This is a genomic window from Brooklawnia sp. (assembly GCF_032229645.1).
Classification (GTDB): domain Bacteria; phylum Actinomycetota; class Actinomycetes; order Propionibacteriales; family Propionibacteriaceae; genus Brooklawnia.
In genome coordinates this window covers 1-21,049 of the sequence record NZ_JAVTWX010000002.1, presented here as the reverse complement: position 1 = coordinate 21,049, position 21,049 = coordinate 1, and the positions used below count along the sequence as shown (strand labels likewise).

Genomic DNA, 21,049 nt, shown 5'->3' with positions numbered 1-21,049 from the left:
GCGTTCGCCCACCTTGGCCTCCAGCCTGAACTGGTCGTATTGATAGGCGATGCCGTTGAAGGCCAGCAGGTCGGGTGCACCGGCGGCGATCTTGTCGGCGTTCACCTCTTGGGCCTCGCCGGCGCTGCGAGCCACCGAGCTCAGGTAGATCTCCGATTGCACCAGCGCATAGCTGCGGTCGACCGGCTCCAGGGCGTCGGGGTCGATGATGACCGCGCCGTGCATGCCCGCGGCGATATGACTGCTCATCGGAACCGACGAGCAGTGATACATCCAGATGCCCGCCCGGTTCGCGGTGAACCGGTAGACCAGCGACTCGCCGGGCGGTATCGTCCGCATCGGCTCGTCGGGAGCGACCTCACCGGCGTGGAAGTCGATGGAGTGGCCCATCGAGGCGTCGTTGACCAAGGTGATCTCGAAGACGTCGCCGATCCGGCCGTGCAATGTGGGGCCAACCGATGAGCCGTTGAAGGTCCAGCGGGTCTGCCAGATACCGGGCGCCACCTCCAGGGGCACCTCGGTCACGGTCAACGTGAGCTTGTGTACGCGTTCGTCGCTCGCTGGTGCCAGCGACGGATCAACATCGGCAGCCAGCCGGGCGTCCGGGTCGATGGTGGCGTTTTCGCCGGACGAATGACTCTCATGACCATCGGACGAGGCCGTCTGGCCGTCCACCAGGATGTCGAAGACCATGCCCATCTGCTTGTGGCCGGCGATCGTGCACCAGCCTTGGACGGAAGCTGTGATCACGCCGGCGTCGAGCTCCTCGCTCTGGCCGGGAGTCAGCCGGCCCGTCGAGCGGCCCGCGATCCACAGATCGTGCGCGGTCGTCGGATCGTCGTTGACCAGGGTGATGACCACCCGATCGCCAGCAGCGACCTCAATCTGGCTGGGGGTGAAGCGCATGTCGTCGGCGTGCACGGTGACCCGGACGACCTGACCGGTCTCCTCGGCCCCCGCAAACCGGGTGCGGTCGGCGATCAGCCCGGCAGCGACCGCAACAGCAACCGTGACCAGCGCCGCCAGCAATTGGCGCAGCGACCAGGCCTTGGGCTGCGAGATGCCCGGCACGGGCTTCGCCTGGGCCGCCGACCCCGGAGTCGTGATCTCGGACGCATTGCGGGCGTTCCGGTTGGCGCGAATACCCCAGAACATCAGCGGCAGGAAGCAGGCGAGCCCGGCCAATCCGGTCACCGCGACCGCCGTGTGAACCGCTGCGGGCAGCGGCAGCAGGAAGATGGTCAGGCTGGTGTTGACCAGCACCAGCCGGGCCGTGGTGCCCCGGTTGAACGGCACCATGGTCGCGCGCACCGCGGCCGGTCCGCCACCGAGCACCGAGGGGACGAGGTAGCTGAGCGCGCCGGTCAGGATCTGGGCCGCGACCCCGGCCGCGAAGATCGTCGCGACCGGCAAGAAGCCGGCGGTGATGCCCGACCAGTCGTCCGACGCCAGGATCAAGACGCCCACCCAGACCAGACCGATGACCGCCCATGGCACCGCAGCACCCACTGACGCCGAGCAGAACTCGCGCGGCGGCTTGGTGAGCAGCGGACCCAGCAATGCTCGTCCCCACCAGATGGTTCCCGCGGTGAACAGCGCCAGGCCGGCGAAGGAGACCGGACGCAGGCCAACCAATGCCCCGGTGACAAGCACCGAGATGCCGCCGATAAGCACCGGCAGCGCCTGCCTCGCGAGACGATCGGCGCGGGGGTCGATGACGGTGCGCAGCAGGGTGGGCCAGAAGGTGACCAGGGTGCCCATGATGGTGAAGCCGACCCAGCCGAGCAGGTTCGACATGGTGTGCGCGAGCAGCAGCCGGCCATGCCACGGATCGTCCGGCACGTTCGCCAGGATCGCACCGAAGGCGGCTCCGGCGACCAGGCAGGCCGCCGCCGCGAGATAGAAGCGGACGCTGACCCGGAATCGTCCGGGCAGCGCATGGCGCAGCAGCGCCCAGATCGCCAGGCCGTGCCAGCCAGCCGCGATCGCAACCAGGGTTGCGCCGGTCAGTGTGAGCGCCCAGCTGCCGGCGGGTACTCCGATCAAGACCAGCGTGGCGCCGCCGAGCAGCAAGCCGATGCGGCGCGACTGACCGCGCCGCAACTCAGCGCCGTTGGTGACCCGCAGCAGAGCCTCGCAGAAGTAGAAGCTCCACACCATGATCGCGTGGCTGAGCGCGCCCAGCAGCACCAGATGCACCAGCAGCCAGTCGGACGACGGGATCAGCCGGTGCATGATCGCGACGACCAGCGCCGCAAACAGCCAGAAGACCGACGGGTAGTCGCGCAGTGGCCAGTGCCGGCCTGCTGACTGCTGCTTCGCCACCGTTACTGAACCGTGCGGGTCTTCAACAGACGCACTCCGACACCATCGCCACCCCGGTCGACATAGCTGGTTTCCACAGCCTCACCAAACAGATCAGAAATCTGCGCGAGCAGCGGTTTCGGGTCGTGCGGGGCGATCAGCAGGATCGCAGAGCCCGGTTCAAGGCTCGAAAGTGCACCCAAAACCGCGCCATGACGGATGGCATGCGGGATGACTCGCACGTCAAGCTCGTAGTCAACCACGGATGAGCAGCCGCAGCCGCACTGATGCTGGTCGGTGGACTCGGTCAAGGGAATCTGCTGAGTCATGAGGCTCCTGTCGAAGATCTAGGCAAATTATTACAGATACGTTGTGTATTTAATCTAGTAGTGTTGGCTCATGGTTGGCAAGCAGGAATTAGGTCCCTCACTGCCGGCCCCCAGTGGCCGGCATCTCAGTCCCGTGCGCAAGAAAGTGCTGATGCTGCTGGGCGACGCAGGACGCGAAGGCATCGTCGTCTCGCAGGCTGCGGAACGGCTTGGCGGTCACCCCAACCGAGCACGTGCCCATCTCGATGGCCTGGTCGCCGACGGGCTGGCGTCCAGCAGTGCAGACCGGCCCACCGGACGAGGACGCCCGGCGCTGCGCTATTGGATCAGCGCGTCGGGCCGAACTCTGCTGGAGGACGAGAACGATGCCGACAACCAGAGTCTGACCAGAGCATTCACCGAGTACATCGCTGCCGGCGGCGATCTGGAGACGGCCCGCGCGGTCGGTAAGCTCTGGGCCCGCTCGGTGCCGATCGCCAACCAGGCGAAGTCCAGCGACGACACCGCCTCCAGGTTGGCCGCATTACTGTCGACCGCCAGCTTCAATCCCACGATCGCCCAGGACGGCCAGACCATCCGGCTGCGCACCTGCCCGTTCGTCGATCAGGCGCGCGCGAATCAACAGGGCATCTGCGGCGTCCATCAGGGATTGGTCGATGGTGCGCTGGAGGCCTGGGAGTTCAGCGGCGATGCTGAACTAAGGCCTTTCAGCGAACCGGGTGCCTGCGTCGTGTGGGTGAAGGATCCCCAATAGTCGATCGCCACCCCGATGCACACCCGGCAAGACGCATCGTGCCACCAGCCTATTTGGCCCAAGGATTCTCTGTCAGCCCCTAACTGCTTGAGGTCCAATAGCGGACCGCGTCGATTTCGCTTCGCGCACGGTTGACATTCAAGGGGTTGGAGACCTGCCGCGCTCGGGTGATCAAATCGTTCAAGCGTTGCCACGCATAATCCGTGTGGGCTCGTTGTTCGGTGACTGTGGAAATCAACTCGGCGCCATCTTTCGTTGCGGAGGCGGTGCGTAGCCAGGTGGTGATCATGCTCTGCGGCATCGAGATCAGATCGGCCACCGCCGAAATGTCCGCCGTCACCAGCGCAACCATTTCGGTCATCGCCTGGGATTCGCTGCTGGCAACTTGGAGGCCTTCGTCCAATGCCCGGACGAGTAGCAGCACAGATATACGGTGGCCCTCGGAGTAATCACCTTCGTCCAGGGCCTCGTTGACGAATTGAGTCAGCGCCTCTACATGCAGCAGCGCGAGTGCGATCCGAAAGCGCGTTTGCGAGCAGCGAGCGTTCAACTGGTTCAAAGTTTCTGCAAGGCGGGTGAAGATCGGTTCGAGGAGTTCGGCGATGTCGGCCCACACGCGCAGATAGATGACCGAGGCGTCGAATCCAGCCCTGGGCGCGGAGGAGATCTGCTCCGAGGTGTGACGATTCTCAGCTACCGCTTGCATCAGCAATGTCGCCGTCTGCGACAGTTGCTCCGACATGGCCTGCAGCCCGACCATCTGCGTGGTCCAGGTGAGTAGATCAGCGCGGGTGGTCGCGACGTGGTTCAGTATCTCTTTCAGTGGGCCGCGCGCGTCAGGACGTTGCGTCCGGCTGATGCTGTTCTGCAAGACGACATCGACTTCGGCGGGCAGCGCCGTCCACATGAACTGCTCATAGGTCAGACCGGCGTCGGCCAGAAGCCCCGCCAGGGTACCGAGTCCGTGCTGGGCCGCATCGTGGGTGGAGAGCCCTTCGTCGCGCAGTGCGAGTTCGTATGGGCGCACTTGACCGTAGAGCGAGAAAGCGGTGCTCCTCAACTGGTCCACCCCGGGCCGGTTACGCACCGAGAGGTATCCGTCGCCCAGCGGAGTGATCGTCGCGAAGACGCTATACGTGCTACCGGTGGCAGCGAGGTTATCCACGTATGCGCAGAAGGGCCGTCCGGCGTGCAGGGTATCCCACATCAACTGGAAGGCACCCCCTGGCATGCAGTCGTGCCGGATAATATTGTGCGGCTGTCCGACCAGTTGGTCGCGACGATAGCGCGACATCCGGGTGAACACTGAGTTTGCCTGCAGAATTCGTCCGCGTGAATCCGTGGTGGAGAAGAAGAGTTCACCCGGCGCGACCTCATGCCTCGCCGAGGTGATAACAGGCCTGAGTATATCCATGGAAGCGATGCTAGTGCCGAATTTCTCCTCGACTCCGACTTGCTCATTTTATGGCCACAAAAATGGTGCCGCTCGGCACTCTTGACTTGTGCGATTCGACTCCTGGCCCGGCCGACTCACGACGCATTCTGGCATGGCAACGACCTTATGCGCCATCTCACGAATTTCCATCACGACTCGTTGAGCAATTCAGCAGTTAGGTGAAGAACATCATAAAAGGCAGTCGGGAAAGTCTTCCCAGAACGTCCATATTTCACCCCTATTTCACCCTCTACTCCAGACCTCTGCTGGCCCGCACTCGTCGCGTCGGCATGCCCGCTACGCCCTAAGGACCCTCCGCACCGCAAGATCGTTCGGAGATGCCTGATCGCCGCCGCATGTCCAACCGGCAGAGCAGCACTGCCGTGGCGCCGCTGCCAAGTGGCCAACCAGCCGCAACCAGAAGCGCTACCCGCTGGATTATCTTTGCTCCGACCCTTCGGCAGGCGTCGAGATTAGAATCCTTATAGGCATAGGCAAGGCTGCTCGATGACGAGCGAACGCCGGATGATCGAGCGGTCTCCCTCACATCTCACAGGTTCAAAGGAGCCATGATGAGCGAACGACAATCGGCAGAGACGCAAATCAAGGTCATTCCGTTCACCGAGCAGATCATCGCGGGGCGATTCGCCGACAAGACAGTGATCGTCACCGGAGCGGCGTCCGGCATCGGACGCGCGACCGCCTTACGCATCGCCAAGGAAGGCGGCCGCGTGATCGCTTCCGACATCTCGTCGGACAGGCTGCAGGTGTTGGTCGCCGACAACCCACAGCTGAACCTGGTTCCCGTGGTGGGCAGTATCTCCGTCCAGGAGGACGTGGACGAGATCGTCGAGGTGGCGGATGCCAATGACGACCTCTATGGGCTGGTCAACAACGCCGGCATCATGGACAATTTCCAGACGATCAGCGAGGTCTCGGACGACGTCTGGGAGCGAGTCTTCGGGGTGAACGTCTGGGGCACCATGCGGATGACCCGGGCGACGATCCCGTATCTGCTGGAGAAGCGTCAGGGGGCCATCGTCAATCTGTCGTCGGCCGCAGGCCTGGGCGGCGGGGCCGCCGGAGTGGCCTACACCGCGTCGAAGCATGCGGTCATCGGGATGACGAAGAACACCGCAATCATGTACGGACCGGACGGAATCCGCTGCAATGCGGTGGCACCGGGCGGCGTGATCACCAATATCGGCGGCCAGATGCTGTCGGCACGCGCCCAGGAGCGCATCGGGGCAGCGATGCTGGTCACCAGCCCCGGGGTCGCGACGCCAGAGGCGCTGGCCGCCACCATCACCTGGCTGCTCTCCCCCGATGCCGGCAATGTCAACGGCGCCGTGGTGAGTTCGGACGGCGGCTGGAAGGCCTTCTAACCGACCGACCGGACGACGCCGGACGACCGCTCGGGCGGGCTTCAATCCGGCCCGTCCGAGCGGCTATCCGGCCAGGATCGGCAGCTGCCGACGGGCCGCGTCCACCCTGGCAAGGTCGATGTCGACGACCAGCAGACCGGCTCGTTCGTCCAACTGACCGACGATCGTCCCGAAGGGATCGGCAACTCTGCTGAGCCCGATTCCGAGCGGCCGGACGCCCTGCGGCGGCGTCCAGGCCTGGTCGCAGGCCGCCAGATAGGCCTGTGCATCCATCGCTCGGGCGCGAGTGAGCACGTCCCACTGTTGGTCCTTGCCCGGTCCGTCTCCCCAGGACGCCGGGACGACCACCAGGCGCGCCCCGCGGCGTCCGAGGTCGGTGAACTGATCGGCGAAGCGCAGGTCATAGCAGGTGGCAAATCCGATGCGCGTGCCCAGGGCATCGATGCTCACCAGCGAAGCCCCCGGGCTCACTGTCTCGGATTCCTTCGACCCGAACGCGTCATAGAGGTGGATCTTGTGGTAGCTCGCTTCGATGCCTGGGCCGGTGATCAGCAACGTGTTGTGCACCCGACCACCGCCGGCCGGGGTGAAGATGCCGGCCACCGCGATCACTCCTGCCGAGGCGGCAGCCGCCCGCACCCCACAGGCGAAGGGTCCGTCGAGCGGCTCGGCGACCTCGCTGAGCCTGGATCCGAAGCAGGCCACCGTCGCCTCCGGAAAGACCACCAGCCGGGCGCCCCGCTCGGCGGCCTCGGCGATCAGCGCCGTCACTGCGGCGAGGTTCTCGTCCACATCGGGCCCTGACGTCAGCTGGGCCAACGCGATCCGCAGAGGCCGCGGAGCATCGGCGTGCGAGTCAGGCCGGTCGGAGTCGCTCGCTGTGGTCATCGCATCGTCGTCGGTCACACCTTTATTCTCGATCATCCCGGCATAGCGTGGAGGCATGGCGAGTCACGAAATGCGGCAGGGCCATCAGCACCACGAGATGTCCGGCCACGAGATGGACGACCACGTGATGCACGGCGGGCACGCGCATCACGTGGCGCAGTTCCGCAGGCTGTTCTGGATCATGCTGGTGTTGGCCATCCCCACGGTCGGATTCGATGAGATGTTTGCTCATCTGATCGGCTATCACCTTCCGGCGGCGGCCTGGGTCGGGTGGGTGTCGCCGGTGCTGGGCACGGTCATCTTCTGCTGGGGCGGCCGGCCGTTCTTGAGCGGTGCGGTCTCGGAGATACGCTCCCGCACTCCGGGCATGATGCTGCTGATCGGGCTCGCGATCACCGTCGCGTTCACCGCTTCTTGGGGTGGCACGCTCGGTCTGCTGGACGCCGAGTTGAGCTTCTGGTGGGAGCTAGCGCTGCTGCTGGTCATCATGCTGCTCGGCCACTGGATCGAGATGCGGTCACTGGCCCAGACGTCGTCGGCTCTCGACTCGCTCGCGGCGCTGCTGCCCGACCAGGCCGAGAAGCTCGTGGATGACCAGATCGTCGCCGTCTCCCCCGGCGAACTGCAGGTGGACGACATAGTCGTCGTCCGGCCGGGTGCGGCGGTGCCTGCCGACGGAACGATCGTCGACGGTGCGGCCAGCATGGACGAATCAATGATCACCGGTGAATCGCGAACCATCGAGCGCACGGTCGGCGACCATGTGGTGGCAGGCACCATCGCCACCGATTCGGGGCTGCGCGTCCGGGTGACGGCGACCGGCGATGACACGGCCCTGGCGGGCATCCAGAAACTGGTGGCCGAGGCGCAGTCGTCATCGTCCAGGGCACAGCGGATCGCCGATCGGGCCGCCGCGCTGCTCTTCTGGTATGCGCTGGTGTCGGCGTTGATCACCGCGACAGCCTGGGCACTGCTTGGGTTCCCCGATCAGGCTGTGGTCAGAGCGATCACGGTGCTGGTGATCGCCTGCCCGCACGCGTTGGGGCTGGCGATTCCGCTGGTGGTGTCGATCGCCACCGAGCGGGCGGCGCGCGGCGGTGTCTTGATCACCGACCGGCTGGCGCTGGAGTCGATGCGCAATGTGAGCGTGGTGGTCTTCGACAAGACCGGCACCCTGACCAAGGGCGAACCCGCCGTTACCCAGCTGGCGACCATCGGGGCTCACAGCTCGGACGAGGTGCTGAGGCTCGCGGCTGCGGCCGAGGCAGCCAGCGAGCATCCGCTGGCCAAGGCGATCATCACAGCCGCCCGGGACCACGGCATCGACGTGCCTGCCGCCACCGGTTTCTCGTCCTCCCCGGCGGTCGGCGTGGCGGCCGACGTCGAGGGTGAACGTATCGAGGTCGGCGGGCCCCAGCTGCTCGGCGAGCGCCGACTGGAAGCGCTGCCGAAGGCTGCAGGCTGGGAGGCGGCGGGTGCCACGGTCGTCCATGTCGTCGCCGATGGTCGGCTGATCGGTGCGCTACGGCTGGCCGATGAGATCCGGCCAGAGTCGCGCGAGACTGTGGACGCCCTGCATGCCGCGGGCGTCCACGTGGTGATGATCACCGGGGATGCTCGGCCGGTGGCCGAAACGGTCGGGGCACAGCTGGGCATCGACCAGGTTTTCGCGGGCGTCCGGCCGGACGAGAAGGCGGCCAGGGTCGCAGAGCTGCAGCGCGACGGACGCAGGGTCGCGATGGTGGGCGACGGCGTGAACGATGCGCCCGCCCTCGCGCAGGCCGATGTCGGCATCGCCATCGGCGCCGGCACCGACGTGGCGATCAGCACCGCAGGCGTGGTGCTGGCCGGCTCGGATCCGCGTTCGGTGCTGTCGGTGATCGAGTTGTCGCGGGCGACCTACCGCAAGATGCAGCAGAACCTGTGGTGGGCGGCCGGTTACAACCTGGTCGCGGTGCCGCTGGCCGCCGGTGTGCTGGCGCCGATCGGGTTCGTGCTGCCGATGAGCGTCGGCGCCATCTTGATGTCGGCGTCGACCGTGGTGGTCGCGCTCAACGCGCAGCTGTTGCGCCGGATCGACCTGAGCCCGGCCGGCAGTGCGGCCCGGTTGCTCGGCTGAACCCGGCTTTGTTTCCGGCCGGTGCTTGTGGACGCACGGCCGGGCCGGGCGCGAATCGGCGGCCGGCCCGGCCCAACCGGCCTGTCTCAGCTCGAAGTGAACTCGGATCCGGATCAGATGAAACCGTTCTGGGTCAGCCAATCCTTGGCGACGTCGCGCGGCTCCTCGCCGTCGTTGTCGACGCGTCCGTTCAGTTCGGTGACCACCTCACTGGTCAGGACCTTGCTGATCGGGTCCATGATCTCGGCGATCGCGGGATACTGATCGAGCGTCTCCTGACGCAGAGTGAACGCGCCCTGGTAAGGGACGAAGAAGGCCTGGTCGTCGTCCAGCACGAGCAGATTGTTTGACAGGATCCGGGCGTCGGTCGAGAAGACCTCACCGAACTCGCAGCCGCTGCCGACCTGGCTGTAGATCAGGTTCAGGTCGAGTTCGACGACCTGGCTGTAGGTGAAGCCATAGGCCTTTTCGAGGCCGGGTAACCCGTCGTCCCGGTTGATGAACTCGCTGGCCGCGCAGATGCGCCCCTTGTCGGGATTGGCGTTGCTGAACGCCGCCATGTCCGAACTCGTGACCAGGTTGTTCGCCTGCGCGAAGTCCTTGGTGGTGGCTATCCGGTAGGCGTTCTCGAACGGCGCCGCATCGAGCCAGGCGATGCCGTTCACGGCGTCCTCGGAGCGCACCACGTCAAAGAGATCATCGGGCACATCTTGGGTGGTGTGACCCAGCAGCTGCACCCAGGCTGTGCCGGTGTACTCCCAATAGAAGTCGATCTCGCCGGTCTCCAATGCGGAGCGGACGGTCGCGGTACCCGAGATACCGGTCTGGTCGGCGACCTGGGCGCCAGCATGCTCGAACGCCAGCGCCGCGATATTGCTGAGGATGATCTGCTCGGTGAACTCCTTCGAACCTGCCGTCAGTTTGGCGCCGGCCAGCGCCCCGTCGGAGCCACCCCCGCCGGAGCCACCAGACCCGCCCGAGCAGCCGGCCACTGCCAGCATCAGGGCGACACCGCCCGCGATCCATGCGTTACGTTTCTTCATCATCTCTCCTCCTCGGTGAGGGGTTGGGTATGTGCCTATCGCCATCCCGCAGCACCCGCGAGCTCACAGCCCGCGCGGACGCAGCAGATCTTCAGCGATCCCAGCCAGATAGTCGATGGCCAAAGCGAGCACTGCGGTCAGTCCGGCCCCGACGATCTGGATGGTGAATCTGTTCGTGGACAACCCGGCGACGATGATGTCACCCAGACCGCCCGCGTTGATGTAGGTCACCAGCGCGGCCGTGCCGACGTTGATGACCAGCGCCGTGCGGATTCCGGCCAGAATCACCGGAACCGCCAACGGCAGTTCGAGCCGCGTCAAGACGGTGAACTTCGACATGCCCATGCCGCGGCCGGACTCCAGCACCGCGCTGTCAACCTGGTCGAGCCCGACCATGGTGTTGAGCAGCACCGGGACGATCGCGTAGGCGACCAGGCCGACGATCGCCGCCTTGAACCCGAGAAAGTGGAAGGCGACGGCGAGCAGCACCAGGATCGCGATGGTCGGGATCGCCTGGCCGAGCGTCAGCACGGTGATCAGCGCCGGTTGGATGCGGCGCATGAAGCTGCGGGTCAGCAGGATTCCGAGCGGCAACGCGATGATCAGGGTCAGCAAGGTCGACACCGCGGTCAGCTGAATGTGCTGCCAGGTGGCCAGACCCAGTCGCGGGGCATTGAGCACCCGTGCCTCGATCGAGTCCAGCTGCTTGCTCGCGACGTAGAGATAGATCGCCAGGCAGACCCCGGCCAGGATCAGCGGGGTCGTCAGATAGGCCGCCGCCGAACGCCGCCCGGCATCCCGCGGAGCCTGGGTGAAGACGACCTGGCTACCGGCCTCGGCGCTCATCGGTCGTCCTCCAATCCGGCCCTGGCCTGCTGGACGGCCGCCGCGCGCATCGCCCGGATGGTCTCGTTGATCTGATCGATATCGACCACGCCCCGGAAGACGCCGTGATCGTCGACCACGATGGTGACCGCGAAACGGGCGGTGATCAGCTCGTTCAGCGCGTCGCTGAGCGTGGCCCGCAGCCCGACGGCCGGGCTGGTGGGCATTCCCACCCGGTCGAGCGGACGATGACCCGCGCGCCGCAGGTCGTCCGCACCTACCCAACGCACCGGGCTGCCGTTGGCATTCAGGACCAGCAGCGCGCTTTCGGGAACGCTGCGCAGCTGATCGAGCGCGGCCTGCGGGTCGGTCTGGCAACTCACCGTGGGCCAGGCGCGCAGTTCGATGTCAGCAACCCTGGTCAGATTCAGCCGCTTCAGCGAGGCGCCACGACCGATGAAGTCCGACACGAAGTCGTTCGCCGGGGCGGCAAGAATCTGCTCGGGCGTGTCGTACTGGGCGATCTGCGAGCCCTCCTGAAGGATCGCGATCCGGTCGCCGAGCTTGATCGCCTCATCGATGTCGTGGGTGACGAAGACGATGGTCTTGTGTACCTCGCCCTGTAGTCGCAGGAACTCGTTTTGTAGCCGGTCACGGGTGATCGGGTCGATGGCACCGAACGGCTCGTCCATCAGCATCACCTGAGGATCGCCGCCCAGGGCACGCGCGACGCCGATGCGCTGCTGCTGGCCGCCGGAGAGCTGTTTGGGGTAGCGGTCGCGGAACGATTCGGACGGCATGCCGACCAGGTCGAGCAGTTCGTCCACTCGATCGGCGATGCGCCCCTTATCCCAGCCGAGCAGCTTGGGGACGGTGGCGATGTTCTCACCGATGGTCATGTGCGGGAAGAGCCCGACCTGCTGAATGACGTAGCCGATGCGCCGCCGCAGCTGATCGGAATTGACCTTCGTCACGTCTTCGCCACCGAGCAGGATGCGTCCGGAGGTGGGTTCGATGATCCGGTTGATCATCTTCATCGTGGTGGTCTTGCCGCAGCCCGACGGACCGACCAGCACCACGATCTCGCCGGTGTGGATGTCGAGGTCGAGCGAGTCCACGGCATTCACCTGCTGGCCGGGATAGCGCTTCGTCAGTGCCTCGAGGCGGATCATGACGTCCTGTGCGTTGCCTGCTGTCATGATCGAAGTCCTTTCGAGGTGGTCAGCCTGCCGATCAGCCGGAAGACGAGGTCGAAGACGATCGCCAATAGCACGACGCCGAGCGTGCCTGCCAGCACCAGATTGACTGCCACCGGAGTGCCGACGCGATACAGGCCGGTGAAGATGAATGCACCGTAGCCGGGCCCGTTGACGATGTCGCCGACCGCGGCGATGCCGAGCAGCACGAGAGTCGTCACCCGGATACCGGTGACGACCACCGGCCACGCGAGCGGAAACTCGATTCGCCACAGACGCTGCCGGCGGGTGAGTCCCATGCCCTTGGCCGCCTCGACGATGGCCGGGTCGACGCCGCTCAGCCCGGTCACCGTGTTGCGGACGATCGGCATCAGCCCGTACATGGTGAGCGCCACGACGACCGGGCGTGCGCCCAGGCCGAGTGGCGCCATCAGCAGAATGAAGAGCGCGAATGACGGGATAGTCAGCATTGCGCCGGTGAGGCCGAGGATGAAGTCGCGGACACGCGGACGCTGATAGCTCAGCACGCCGAGCGCGATACCGATGATGGATGCGAGAAACACCGACACGATCACCACGACGGCGTGCGCGATTCCGAGTGCGAAGAAGTCGTCGCTGCGTCTGATCAGGAACTGGAAGAAGTCCACATTGACCTTCCTGGTTGCCCCCGTTCGGGGTTTGATTTCGGCTGTCTTTGGCTCCTCCTTGGGCTCTGGGTTCTCGGCCAGTCTATGGGGCCCGCCGAGAGCTGGTAGCTTATGAATCGATGTCCAAGACTGTCTTCATCGATTTTGACGGAACCCTCGCCGACCATGGGCTGGTACCGAAGGCCCACATCCGAGCCATTCAGCAGGCCCGCACCAACGGCCACCACATACTGCTGTGCACCGGGCGTCCAAAGTCGCTGGTGCCGCGCGAGCTGCGGGAGTCCGTCTTCGACGGCCTGGTCTGCGGCGCCGGCGTCTATGTGGAGATCGACGGCCGCGTCCTGCTCGACACCAGATTCCCCGACGATGTCGCGGCCCGGACGATCCGTGAGCTCAGTCAGCCAGGCATCACATTCATTCTCGAAGCACCCCAGGCCATTTGGACCCTCACCGGCCAGGACGACAAGGTCCGTGAACTCTTCGATGGCGCGCTATGGTCGGTCGATCCCCGCGATGAGTCCTACGAGCTTCTCGCCGCCCTTCGGACTGCGGACGATCTCAACGGCTCCTCGTTCGGCAAGGCAGTGGTGCTGGAATCGTCCGAGATCCCCGTGGACGAACTCGCCACCGAGATCGGGCCCGCCGTGGACGTGATCGGGATCTCGGTTCAAGATATGGGCGGCAGCTCCGGCGAGATCTACCTGCGCGGCGTCAACAAATCGGCGGGGATCGCGCTGGTCGCGCAGCATCTCGGGGTCTCGCGCTCCGATATCGTCGCGGTCGGCGATGGCACCAATGACGCTGAGATGATCGCCTACGCAGGCACCGGCGTGGTGGTCGAGAGCGCCTCCGATGAGCTGCTGGCCCTCGGCCAGCTCACCATTCCCGGACCCGAGAACAATGGTCTGGTCGAGGGATTCTCGCGGCTCGGTCTGATCTGACCTGGTTCCCGCGTCCGGCTTGGCTCCGGCGTCCGGCTTGACTCCGGCGTCCTCTCTCGGGAACGCCATTGGGCACCGCAGACCGGGCAGCAGACCCCGTCAGCCGCGCAGCAGCCGCTCCAACCTGGCGTAGGACATCTCCATGCCCTCGGCCATGCCGGTACCCAGGATCATCTCGCGGGTTCCGAGATCGGGATACTCGATCAGCGTGGTGACCAGGGTCGCGCCGTCCTCCTCGTAGAGATGCAGATCGTTGACCGTCTGCGGGCCGTCCGTCCCGGTCATTCGTTCGGTGGTGACCGCCCGATGCGGTGCTTCGGAAAGCAAGAGCTCACCCTCGAAGCCGAAGGGGGCGCCCGCGTTGTCGTCGACCGGGGCCCATGCATAGCGATAGCTATCGCCGACCGCTGTGGCCACGTCGCAGGTAGTCAGCTCCCAGCCGTCGGGTCCGAGCATCCACTGCCTGATCAATTCGGGATCGTTGTGGGCTCGCCAGACCAGGTCTTGCGGGCCCTCGATCAACCGGGTGATCCGGACGAGTGTGTCGCTGAGTAGTTCGACGCGCGTCCCCTTGCCCTGGGCGTAAGCGCGTAGCCCTTCCAGGACCGCGTCGATCTGGCCCATGGCAGCCGTGGTGCCCTCGATCACGCCCATGGCGAGTACCTGTTCGAGTGCTTCGAGGGAAGTGAATGTCGCGAGGCTGGTCATCCGGCTACCCTGGGCGGTCGGCTGGAAGGTCATCTCCATCCGGCTCACGGCGAAGTCCTCCAGCTGATTGCCCTGCTCGTCCGCGAAGAAGTCGAGCACAACGAAGCGGGACTCCGGCTCGATCTCCAGAAACTCCCAGCCGCCATAGGACTTCTCGCCCTTGGGCCCGGTCATGAAGTAGATCGCCCGGCCGCCCACGGAGTGGTCCCACTGGACGAAGGTGGCAGGCCAGGTCGGCGGCCCCCAGAAGCGCTCGAGCTGACGGGGGTCGGTGTAGGCCTGCCAGACCCGGTGAACCGGGTGGGCGAATTCGGCGGTCACGGCGATGGTGAGATCTTCGGGTTTGGTGGTGACGTCGATAACAGGCATGTCGAGTTCTCCTACAGAGTTGGCGGTTCATCGATGGGTTCTGCGAGCAACGCATCGAGCCGGTCGACGCGCGCCCTCCAGAGGTTTTCGTACTGGGCCAAGAGCACCCTGGCTTGGGCGATCCGCTGTGGATCGGCGCGGACGAGACGTTCGCGTCCGGCCGCTCGTTTGACGACGAGTTGAGCTTCCTCGAGCACCGAGACGTGTTTCTGCACCGCGGCGAACGAGATCTCGTATTCGCGCGCCAGGTCTGACACGGAGAGCTCCTCGCTCACCGTGCGGCGCAGGATGTCCCGCCTCGTCGACGCGGCCAGCGCGTGGAAGATGCGGTCCTGCTCGACTTCGCTCAACCCAACATGTACAACCATTTGGTTGTACTTTATGCCGGATCCGGGGTCAGATCAACCCTCCAGACCCACCGAATCGTTCAGTCCGCACGGCGCAACCGCCGATGGCCTCGTCCACCGGCTCTCCGGGCTCTGACGGCTCGCTGCCCCGTTGGCAGGAGTGGCCCACTAGCAGAATGCGGGACTATCGGGGTTCACAAGGTAGATTTGGGCAGTGACCCAAGACGAGAAGACCGCGCCCGACCTCGAAACGACCCCCGGATTCGAGGAACTCGGCGTCACGGGCCCCGCGCTTGAGGCGATCCGGGACCTCGGCTACGAGACCCCCTCCCCCATCCAGATAGCCACCATTCCCGCACTGATTTCCGGACGCGATGTGGTCGGCATGGCGCAGACCGGTACCGGCAAGACCGCTGCCTTCGCGCTGCCCATTCTGGAGGATCTCGATCTTGACCAGAAGACCCCGCAGGCGCTGGTGCTCGCGCCGACCCGCGAACTCGCGCTGCAGGTCTGTGAGGCGTTCGAGTCGTATGCGGCCAAGACCCACGGAGTGCGGGTGCTGCCGGTCTACGGCGGGCAGGGCTACGGCGTCCAACTGTCGGCGCTGCGCCGCGGCGTCCATGTGGTCGTCGGCACACCCGGACGCATCATGGATCACCTCGAGAAGGGCACCCTCGATCTTTCGGGGTTGACGCATCTGGTGCTCGACGAGGCCGACGAAATGCTACAGATGGGCTTCGTCGAAGATGTCGAGACCATTCTCGCGAAGACCCCGGACGACAAGCAGACCGCACTCTTCTCGGCGACCATGCCGACCCAGATCCGCCGGCTCGCGCAGAAGTACCTGCACAATCCGCAAGAGATCATCCTCAAGTCGAAGACCCAGACCGCGACCAACATCAGGCAGCGGTACCTGGTCGTCTCCTATCAGCAGAAGGTGGACGCGCTGACCCGGATCTTCGAGGTCGAAGAATTCGACGGCGTGATCGTCTTCGTGCGAACGAAGAACGAGACCGAAACCCTGGCCGAGAAGCTGCGGGCGCGCGGCTATTCGGCGTCGGCGATCAACGGCGACATCCCTCAGGCGATGCGCGAGCGCACCATCGGCCAGCTCAAGGACGGCACCCTCGACATCCTGGTGGCCACCGATGTCGCGGCCCGCGGGCTGGATGTGGATCGCATCAGCCACGTCGTCAACTTCGACATCCCGACCGACACCGAGTCGTACGTGCACCGCATCGGACGCACCGGCCGCGCCGGGCGTAGCGGCGACGCCATCAGCTTCATCACGCCGCGCGAGCGCTATCTGCTGAAGCACATCGAGCGCGCTACCCGTCAGCAACCCGAGCAGATGCAGCTGCCGACCACTGAGGACATCAACAGCACCCGGTTGACTCGTTTCGACGACTCCATCACCACAGCCTTGCAGGAGACGTCCCGGATTGAGACCTTCCGCGACATCATCTCCCACTACGTGCGTCATCACGATGTGCCGGAGACCGATGTTGCGGCAGCGCTCGCCGTGGTCGCGCAGGGCGATACGCCACTGCTGCTCGATCCGAACAACGATCCGCTGACCAAGAACCTCACGCGCAACGAACGGGACGACCGGGGGGCCCCGGATCGTTCGGACGATCGCTCCGGTGGTCGCCGCAGCCGCGATGACTACGCGCCTTACCGTATCGAGGTTGGTCGCCAGCATAAGGTCAGCCCCAGCCAGATCGTGGGCGCGCTGGCCAACGAAGGCGGGCTGAACCGCCAGGACTTCGGCGCGATCACCATTCGTCCGGAGTTCTCGATCGTCGAGCTACCGGCAAATCTCGACCGCTCGGTGCTCGATCGGCTGCGCGATACCCAGATCGCCGGCCAGTACATCGAGATCAAGCCGGACCGCTTCTCTCAGCATCACGGCAAGGCCCCAAACCGGGGTGGCCGAGGACCGCGCGGTGGCGATGCGCCGCGCGGCGGCAAGCGTCCGTACCGCAAGCCGCGCTACTGAGTCGTTCTCAGTTCACCTCGTAGGGGTGGGCCGCTCCTTCGACTGACCGAGTCAGCGCCCTCCATGGGGCGATACGCAGCGGGTGGTTGCCTGGAGGGTCCTTAGCGCTAGGAGCGTGACCCGCGCCACGACGATTAGCGCGGCGCCCTTGACGATACGGTTGGACCATGAGTAAGCGCGAGATCTACGCGCACGAATTGCGCTCGATGCCCTCCGAGAAATGGCCGAAGTACCTGCGTGCGAACAGCGGGCTTCCCGGACCACGCGGCAATCTGGAACTTATCCAGGCCATGGCACAGACCGGCGGCCGCGCTGATTTCGATGCGCTCATCGCCACCGGCGACGAATATATGGTCTGCTGCGGTGTCGTGGGCCTGGGTGCTCTTCTTGCCGCAGATGCCGGGCCCGGCGCCGTCGCCGAGATCGAAGCCCGGTTGCGCACGCACGCGAGCGACCAACGCTGGCGGGTCCGCGAAGCCGTGGCGATGGCGCTTCAGCGGCTGGGCGACGCCGATCCTGGGCGGCTGAAGTCGCTGGTGCTCGAGTGGACCAGCGACGCGGATCCGCTGGTGCTGCGCGCAGCGGCCGCCGCAATCTGCGAACCACGGCTGCTGGCCACACCCTCGATGGCCGCAGCCGCCATCGAAGTCTGCAGGCGAGCGACCGAGTCCCTGGCCGCACTGCCGCCCGACAGCCGCCGCCACGACGATGTCCGCACTCTCCGCAAAGGACTGGGCTACTGCTGGAGCGTCGCGGTGGCCGCGGACCCGGGCCCGGGTCTCCCGGTCTTCGCAGCCTTGGAGGCCTCCCCGGATGCAGATGTCGCGTGGATCGTCCGCGAGAATCGCAAGAAGAAGCGGCTGGCCGGGCTCTGAAACGAGCATTCGCTTTCGCGGCAGAGCCCTTCAACGCGCTTGAGTGCTCGCCAGATCGTGCTGCGGGCTCGATTTGTTGGCCGGGAAGGCATCTGGGGAGCACTGAAGCGTGTTGGCTCACGATGCCCTAGCCCCGATTTTGCCAACCAGGCGCTCCGGTTAGGTGCAACGTCGCTCCCGTGGTGCCAGGTGCAGGCACCCCGCCCCCACCACTACATCGGAATCGATGGCCTCGACCTTCGAACAGTTCGGCTCCCGCAGGTCCCGGACAAGGATGCAACGTGACATCTGTCACGCCTCGCCAATGAAGATCCCACCCAACCCCGTGATCCGTGACACTGACCTTTCGGCAGATCCGCCGAAAGACTTGAGTCATGACCACGACACAGCTACTTCAGGAGTCCCGCCGAACAACGGCTGAGGACGCGATCGTCGTCCGCGGGTTGCGTCGCAGTTATAGCCAGTCCCACACGTCACTCATGCCGGGCCGCAAGACACCCGAGCCGTTCGAGGCCGTCAAAGGCATCGATTTGACTGTCCGGCATGGCGAGGTTCTAGCGCTGCTCGGCACCAACGGCGCGGGCAAAACGTCCACCGTCGAGCTGATCGAGGGTGGCCGCGCCCACCGCAGGCACCATCGAGCTGCTCGTCGGCCTGGACGCCCGCTCGGCCTCGCTGGAGCAGCTCTTCCGCACCATCGCCGATGGGGCGCTGAGTCCGATCTGATCATCCACAAGCAGCAGGAGAGGCAGCGAAAGCACCCCTTCGGCTCAGATCCACAGTTCTAACGCCGCTCCGCAATAACACGACCCAGACAATCAATAGAAGCTGAGCGCCCCTGCCGGGGCTATCAAAGTCGTCTACTTCACGCTGGTCACCTCACCGGTCGCCCGGCGCGAACAGCACACTCTCAATCGCCTCGCCGCGGGCGAACCCACTCCGCGCGAGATTCTGCTGGCACCGGCCGTGCCGTTGTGGGCGCTGCTGATCGTGCAATCTGTCATTGGCGCGGTCGGCGCTGCACTTCTAGGCGCCACACTCATCCATCCGCTGGCACTGGTGAGCGAGTCAACCGCAAACGAATAGCCCGATCTCTAGGCTGAACACCCAAGGAGGAACCGTGAATACCACCGACCAAAGCGTCCGACGGACTGAGGGCTACCTCTACAGTTCCCTGCATGAAGGGTTCCTGATCCTGCCACTCATCGTGCTGCTGGGCGTGGCTGGCACACCCAGGCCGCTTCTCTGGTTCATCGGCTGGGGCTCAATAGTGATAGCGGCCGGATGGACCGGGCTAACGGTCCTGCACACCCGGCTGCGCGACCTCGATCTGCTACCACCTAGCGGCTGGGATCGCGGGTTCCTCTCCCATCGCGGGAAGCCGCTCGTCGCCGCCTGGATCGTCCTCAGCCTTGCCGCCACGAGCCTCGCCGGCCTGTTCCATCCATCGACTCCGCTCTTCCTCGTCGCCTTCAGCGCTTCCCTCGGCGGGATTCTGGCAATGCCTGCACTGGTCATCGGGATGGACGCCACCGACAGGCTGCAGCCCCCGAGGCCTCACACAAAGACTGCCATCGCACTCGGTATCACGCTGACGGCCATCACCATGGTGGCGCTCCCGCTCGCCCGGCATGCCGTCCTGCGCGGCCATGTCATGATCACGATCGCATCGTGCCTACTGGCCATGTTCATCGTGGGCTTCGCCTCAATGCTCATCAATGTGATCGGTACGACCCGCGCCCTTGAGCACGCCCGCACCGACGAGGCCAGGCTCGCGGTCGCCGAAGAGCGCGTCCGTTTTGCCCGTGATCTGCACGATGTTTTTGGACGATCACTCTCTGCGGTCGCGCTCAAGTCAGAGCTCGCCGCAGTCCAGGCCGAACATGGCCTGCCCGATGCCGCGAACACCATGCGCGAGGTGCAGAAGATCGCCGCCGATGCCCTCACCGAGGTTCGGGAGGTCGTCCGCGGTTACCGCAAAGCCGATTTGACTACCGAAATCTCCGGCGCGAAGGCCCTGCTGGAGGCTGCCGACGTCGAGGTGAGCACCACGCAGGAGGGTTCCGCACCGCTCCCCGCGCCGGTGTCCCGCGCTTTTGCTTGGATCGTCCGCGAAGCCGCAACCAACGTCCTGCGGCACTCGAGCGCCAGCACCGTCAGTCTCGTCGTCCGATCGGATGAGCAACTGGCGGAACTGGCGGTGCGCAACGATCGTCCGCATCCGGCAACAGATGCTCCAGGTTCCGGACTCGCCGGACTGGCCGAACGGCTCGCCGAAGTGGGCGGCACCCTCACCTGGGACCACCAGCCAGACGCCTTCACGCTGACCGCTACCGTGGAGGGCGCCGCATTGCACAGCCTGCGCCAGGCCATGGCCGAGGAGTCCGCATGATCCGCATCATTATCGCCGAGGACGAGAACCTGATCCGCGAGGCGCTCGTCTCGCTGCTCGGGTTCGAGGATGACATCAAGGTGGTCGGCCAGGCGGCCTCCGGCGATGAGGCGCTGGCGGCCGCGCTGCAGCACCGCCCCGATGTGGCGGTGCTCGACCTGCAGATGCCCGGACGGTCCGGCATCGAGGTGGCCACCGAGCTCGCGACCGGGCTGCCCCAATGCGCCTGCGTGATCGTCACCAGCCACGGGCTGCCCGGCCATCTCAAGCAGGCACTCGCCCACGGGGTGCGCGGTTTCGTCCCGAAAACCATCACCGGAGCCGCGCTCGCAGGAGTGATCCGCACCGTGTATGGCGGCGGCAGATACGTCGATCCCCAGCTGGCTGCGGACGCCATCGCCGCTGGCGACTCCCCGCTCACCCCACGCGAAGCCGACGTACTACTCGCCGCGGACGGCGGCGCGCCCGTCGAGGAGATCTCGCAGCGGGTCAG

Annotated in this window: 18 protein-coding genes; 8 read left to right on the top strand and 10 right to left on the bottom strand. The window is 65.5% G+C overall.

Going from position 1 to position 21,049, the window contains the following annotated elements; all coding sequences use genetic code 11:
• A partial coding sequence (locus AAFP05_RS00180) for a multicopper oxidase domain-containing protein (protein WP_341727827.1) occupies positions 1 to 2,325 on the bottom strand: 2,325 nt, incomplete at its 3' end.
• Positions 2,326 to 2,327: 2 nt separating this feature from the next.
• Entirely contained in the window at positions 2,328 to 2,633 is a 306-nt protein-coding gene (locus AAFP05_RS00175; RefSeq protein ID WP_341727826.1) for a DUF2249 domain-containing protein, read from the bottom strand.
• A gap of 70 nt (positions 2,634 to 2,703) precedes the next feature.
• Between AAFP05_RS00175 and AAFP05_RS00170 the strand changes: the two genes are divergently transcribed.
• Complete coding sequence (locus tag AAFP05_RS00170; protein ID WP_341727825.1) at positions 2,704 to 3,387, top strand: hypothetical protein; 684 nt, start codon at positions 2,704 to 2,706, stop codon at positions 3,385 to 3,387.
• 79 nt (positions 3,388 to 3,466) lie between these two features.
• Here AAFP05_RS00170 and AAFP05_RS00165 read toward each other — a convergent pair whose 3' ends face one another.
• Positions 3,467 to 4,801, bottom strand: coding sequence for a PAS domain-containing protein (locus tag AAFP05_RS00165; RefSeq protein WP_341727824.1), 1,335 nt, complete (start codon positions 4,799 to 4,801; stop codon positions 3,467 to 3,469).
• A gap of 593 nt (positions 4,802 to 5,394) precedes the next feature.
• On the opposite strand from AAFP05_RS00165, the gene AAFP05_RS00160 reads away from it, so the two are divergent.
• The gene (locus AAFP05_RS00160) at positions 5,395 to 6,207 is read left to right on the top strand and encodes an SDR family NAD(P)-dependent oxidoreductase (protein ID WP_341727823.1); all 813 of its coding nucleotides are present in this window, start codon (positions 5,395 to 5,397) and stop codon (positions 6,205 to 6,207) included.
• 63 nt (positions 6,208 to 6,270) lie between these two features.
• On the opposite strand, the gene AAFP05_RS00155 is transcribed toward AAFP05_RS00160, so the two are convergent.
• Positions 6,271 to 7,131 (bottom strand): carbon-nitrogen hydrolase family protein, encoded by an 861-nt coding sequence (locus tag AAFP05_RS00155; RefSeq protein ID WP_341727822.1) that lies wholly within the window; start codon positions 7,129 to 7,131, stop codon positions 6,271 to 6,273.
• Between the two features lie 19 nt (positions 7,132 to 7,150).
• Here AAFP05_RS00155 and AAFP05_RS00150 point away from each other — a divergent pair, with 19 nt between their 5' ends.
• Positions 7,151 to 9,214 carry a heavy metal translocating P-type ATPase gene (locus tag AAFP05_RS00150; protein WP_341727821.1) on the top strand — a complete coding sequence of 688 codons (2,064 nt, stop codon included), beginning with the start codon at positions 7,151 to 7,153 and terminating at the stop codon, positions 9,212 to 9,214.
• Between the two features lie 113 nt (positions 9,215 to 9,327).
• On the opposite strand, the gene AAFP05_RS00145 is transcribed toward AAFP05_RS00150, so the two are convergent.
• From AAFP05_RS00145 to AAFP05_RS00130, 4 genes are read right to left on the bottom strand one after another with little or no spacing between them, the layout of a single operon-like run.
• Complete coding sequence (locus tag AAFP05_RS00145; protein ID WP_341727820.1) at positions 9,328 to 10,260, bottom strand: glycine betaine ABC transporter substrate-binding protein; 933 nt, start codon at positions 10,258 to 10,260, stop codon at positions 9,328 to 9,330.
• Between the two features lie 60 nt (positions 10,261 to 10,320).
• A complete protein-coding gene (locus AAFP05_RS00140; protein ID WP_341727819.1) occupies positions 10,321 to 11,103 on the bottom strand; it encodes an ABC transporter permease in 783 nt (260 codons plus the stop codon).
• Complete coding sequence (locus AAFP05_RS00135) at positions 11,100 to 12,281, bottom strand: betaine/proline/choline family ABC transporter ATP-binding protein (protein WP_341727818.1); 1,182 nt, start codon at positions 12,279 to 12,281, stop codon at positions 11,100 to 11,102. Before AAFP05_RS00135 ends, AAFP05_RS00140 begins: the two co-directional genes overlap by 4 nt.
• A complete protein-coding gene (locus AAFP05_RS00130; RefSeq protein WP_341727817.1) occupies positions 12,278 to 12,925 on the bottom strand; it encodes an ABC transporter permease in 648 nt (215 codons plus the stop codon). Before AAFP05_RS00130 ends, AAFP05_RS00135 begins: the two co-directional genes overlap by 4 nt.
• A 119-nt stretch (positions 12,926 to 13,044) precedes the next feature.
• On the opposite strand from AAFP05_RS00130, the gene AAFP05_RS00125 reads away from it, so the two are divergent.
• Positions 13,045 to 13,866: an HAD hydrolase family protein gene (locus AAFP05_RS00125; RefSeq protein WP_341727816.1), complete on the top strand. Its 822-nt coding sequence runs from the start codon at positions 13,045 to 13,047 to the stop codon at positions 13,864 to 13,866.
• 99 nt (positions 13,867 to 13,965) lie between these two features.
• On the opposite strand, the gene AAFP05_RS00120 is transcribed toward AAFP05_RS00125, so the two are convergent.
• Both AAFP05_RS00120 and AAFP05_RS00115 read right to left on the bottom strand, forming a co-directional pair.
• Positions 13,966 to 14,943 carry an SRPBCC family protein gene (locus AAFP05_RS00120; protein WP_341727815.1) on the bottom strand — a complete coding sequence of 326 codons (978 nt, stop codon included), beginning with the start codon at positions 14,941 to 14,943 and terminating at the stop codon, positions 13,966 to 13,968.
• 11 nt (positions 14,944 to 14,954) lie between these two features.
• Positions 14,955 to 15,311: a metalloregulator ArsR/SmtB family transcription factor gene (locus tag AAFP05_RS00115; protein ID WP_341727814.1), complete on the bottom strand. Its 357-nt coding sequence runs from the start codon at positions 15,309 to 15,311 to the stop codon at positions 14,955 to 14,957.
• A 193-nt stretch (positions 15,312 to 15,504) separates the two neighbouring features.
• Here AAFP05_RS00115 and AAFP05_RS00110 point away from each other — a divergent pair, with 193 nt between their 5' ends.
• The 4 genes from AAFP05_RS00110 to AAFP05_RS00095 all read left to right on the top strand — a co-directional run.
• Positions 15,505 to 17,289, top strand: a complete 1,785-nt coding sequence (locus AAFP05_RS00110; protein WP_341727813.1) for a DEAD/DEAH box helicase — start codon at positions 15,505 to 15,507, stop codon at positions 17,287 to 17,289.
• A gap of 167 nt (positions 17,290 to 17,456) precedes the next feature.
• Positions 17,457 to 18,164, top strand: coding sequence for a HEAT repeat domain-containing protein (locus AAFP05_RS00105; RefSeq protein WP_341727812.1), 708 nt, complete (start codon positions 17,457 to 17,459; stop codon positions 18,162 to 18,164).
• Between the two features lie 1,120 nt (positions 18,165 to 19,284).
• The gene (locus AAFP05_RS00100) at positions 19,285 to 20,556 is read left to right on the top strand and encodes a histidine kinase (RefSeq protein ID WP_341727811.1); all 1,272 of its coding nucleotides are present in this window, start codon (positions 19,285 to 19,287) and stop codon (positions 20,554 to 20,556) included.
• Positions 20,553 to 21,049, top strand: a 497-nt coding sequence (locus AAFP05_RS00095; protein WP_341727810.1) for a response regulator, incomplete at its 3' end; no start/stop codon positions are given. The genes AAFP05_RS00100 and AAFP05_RS00095, both read left to right, overlap by 4 nt.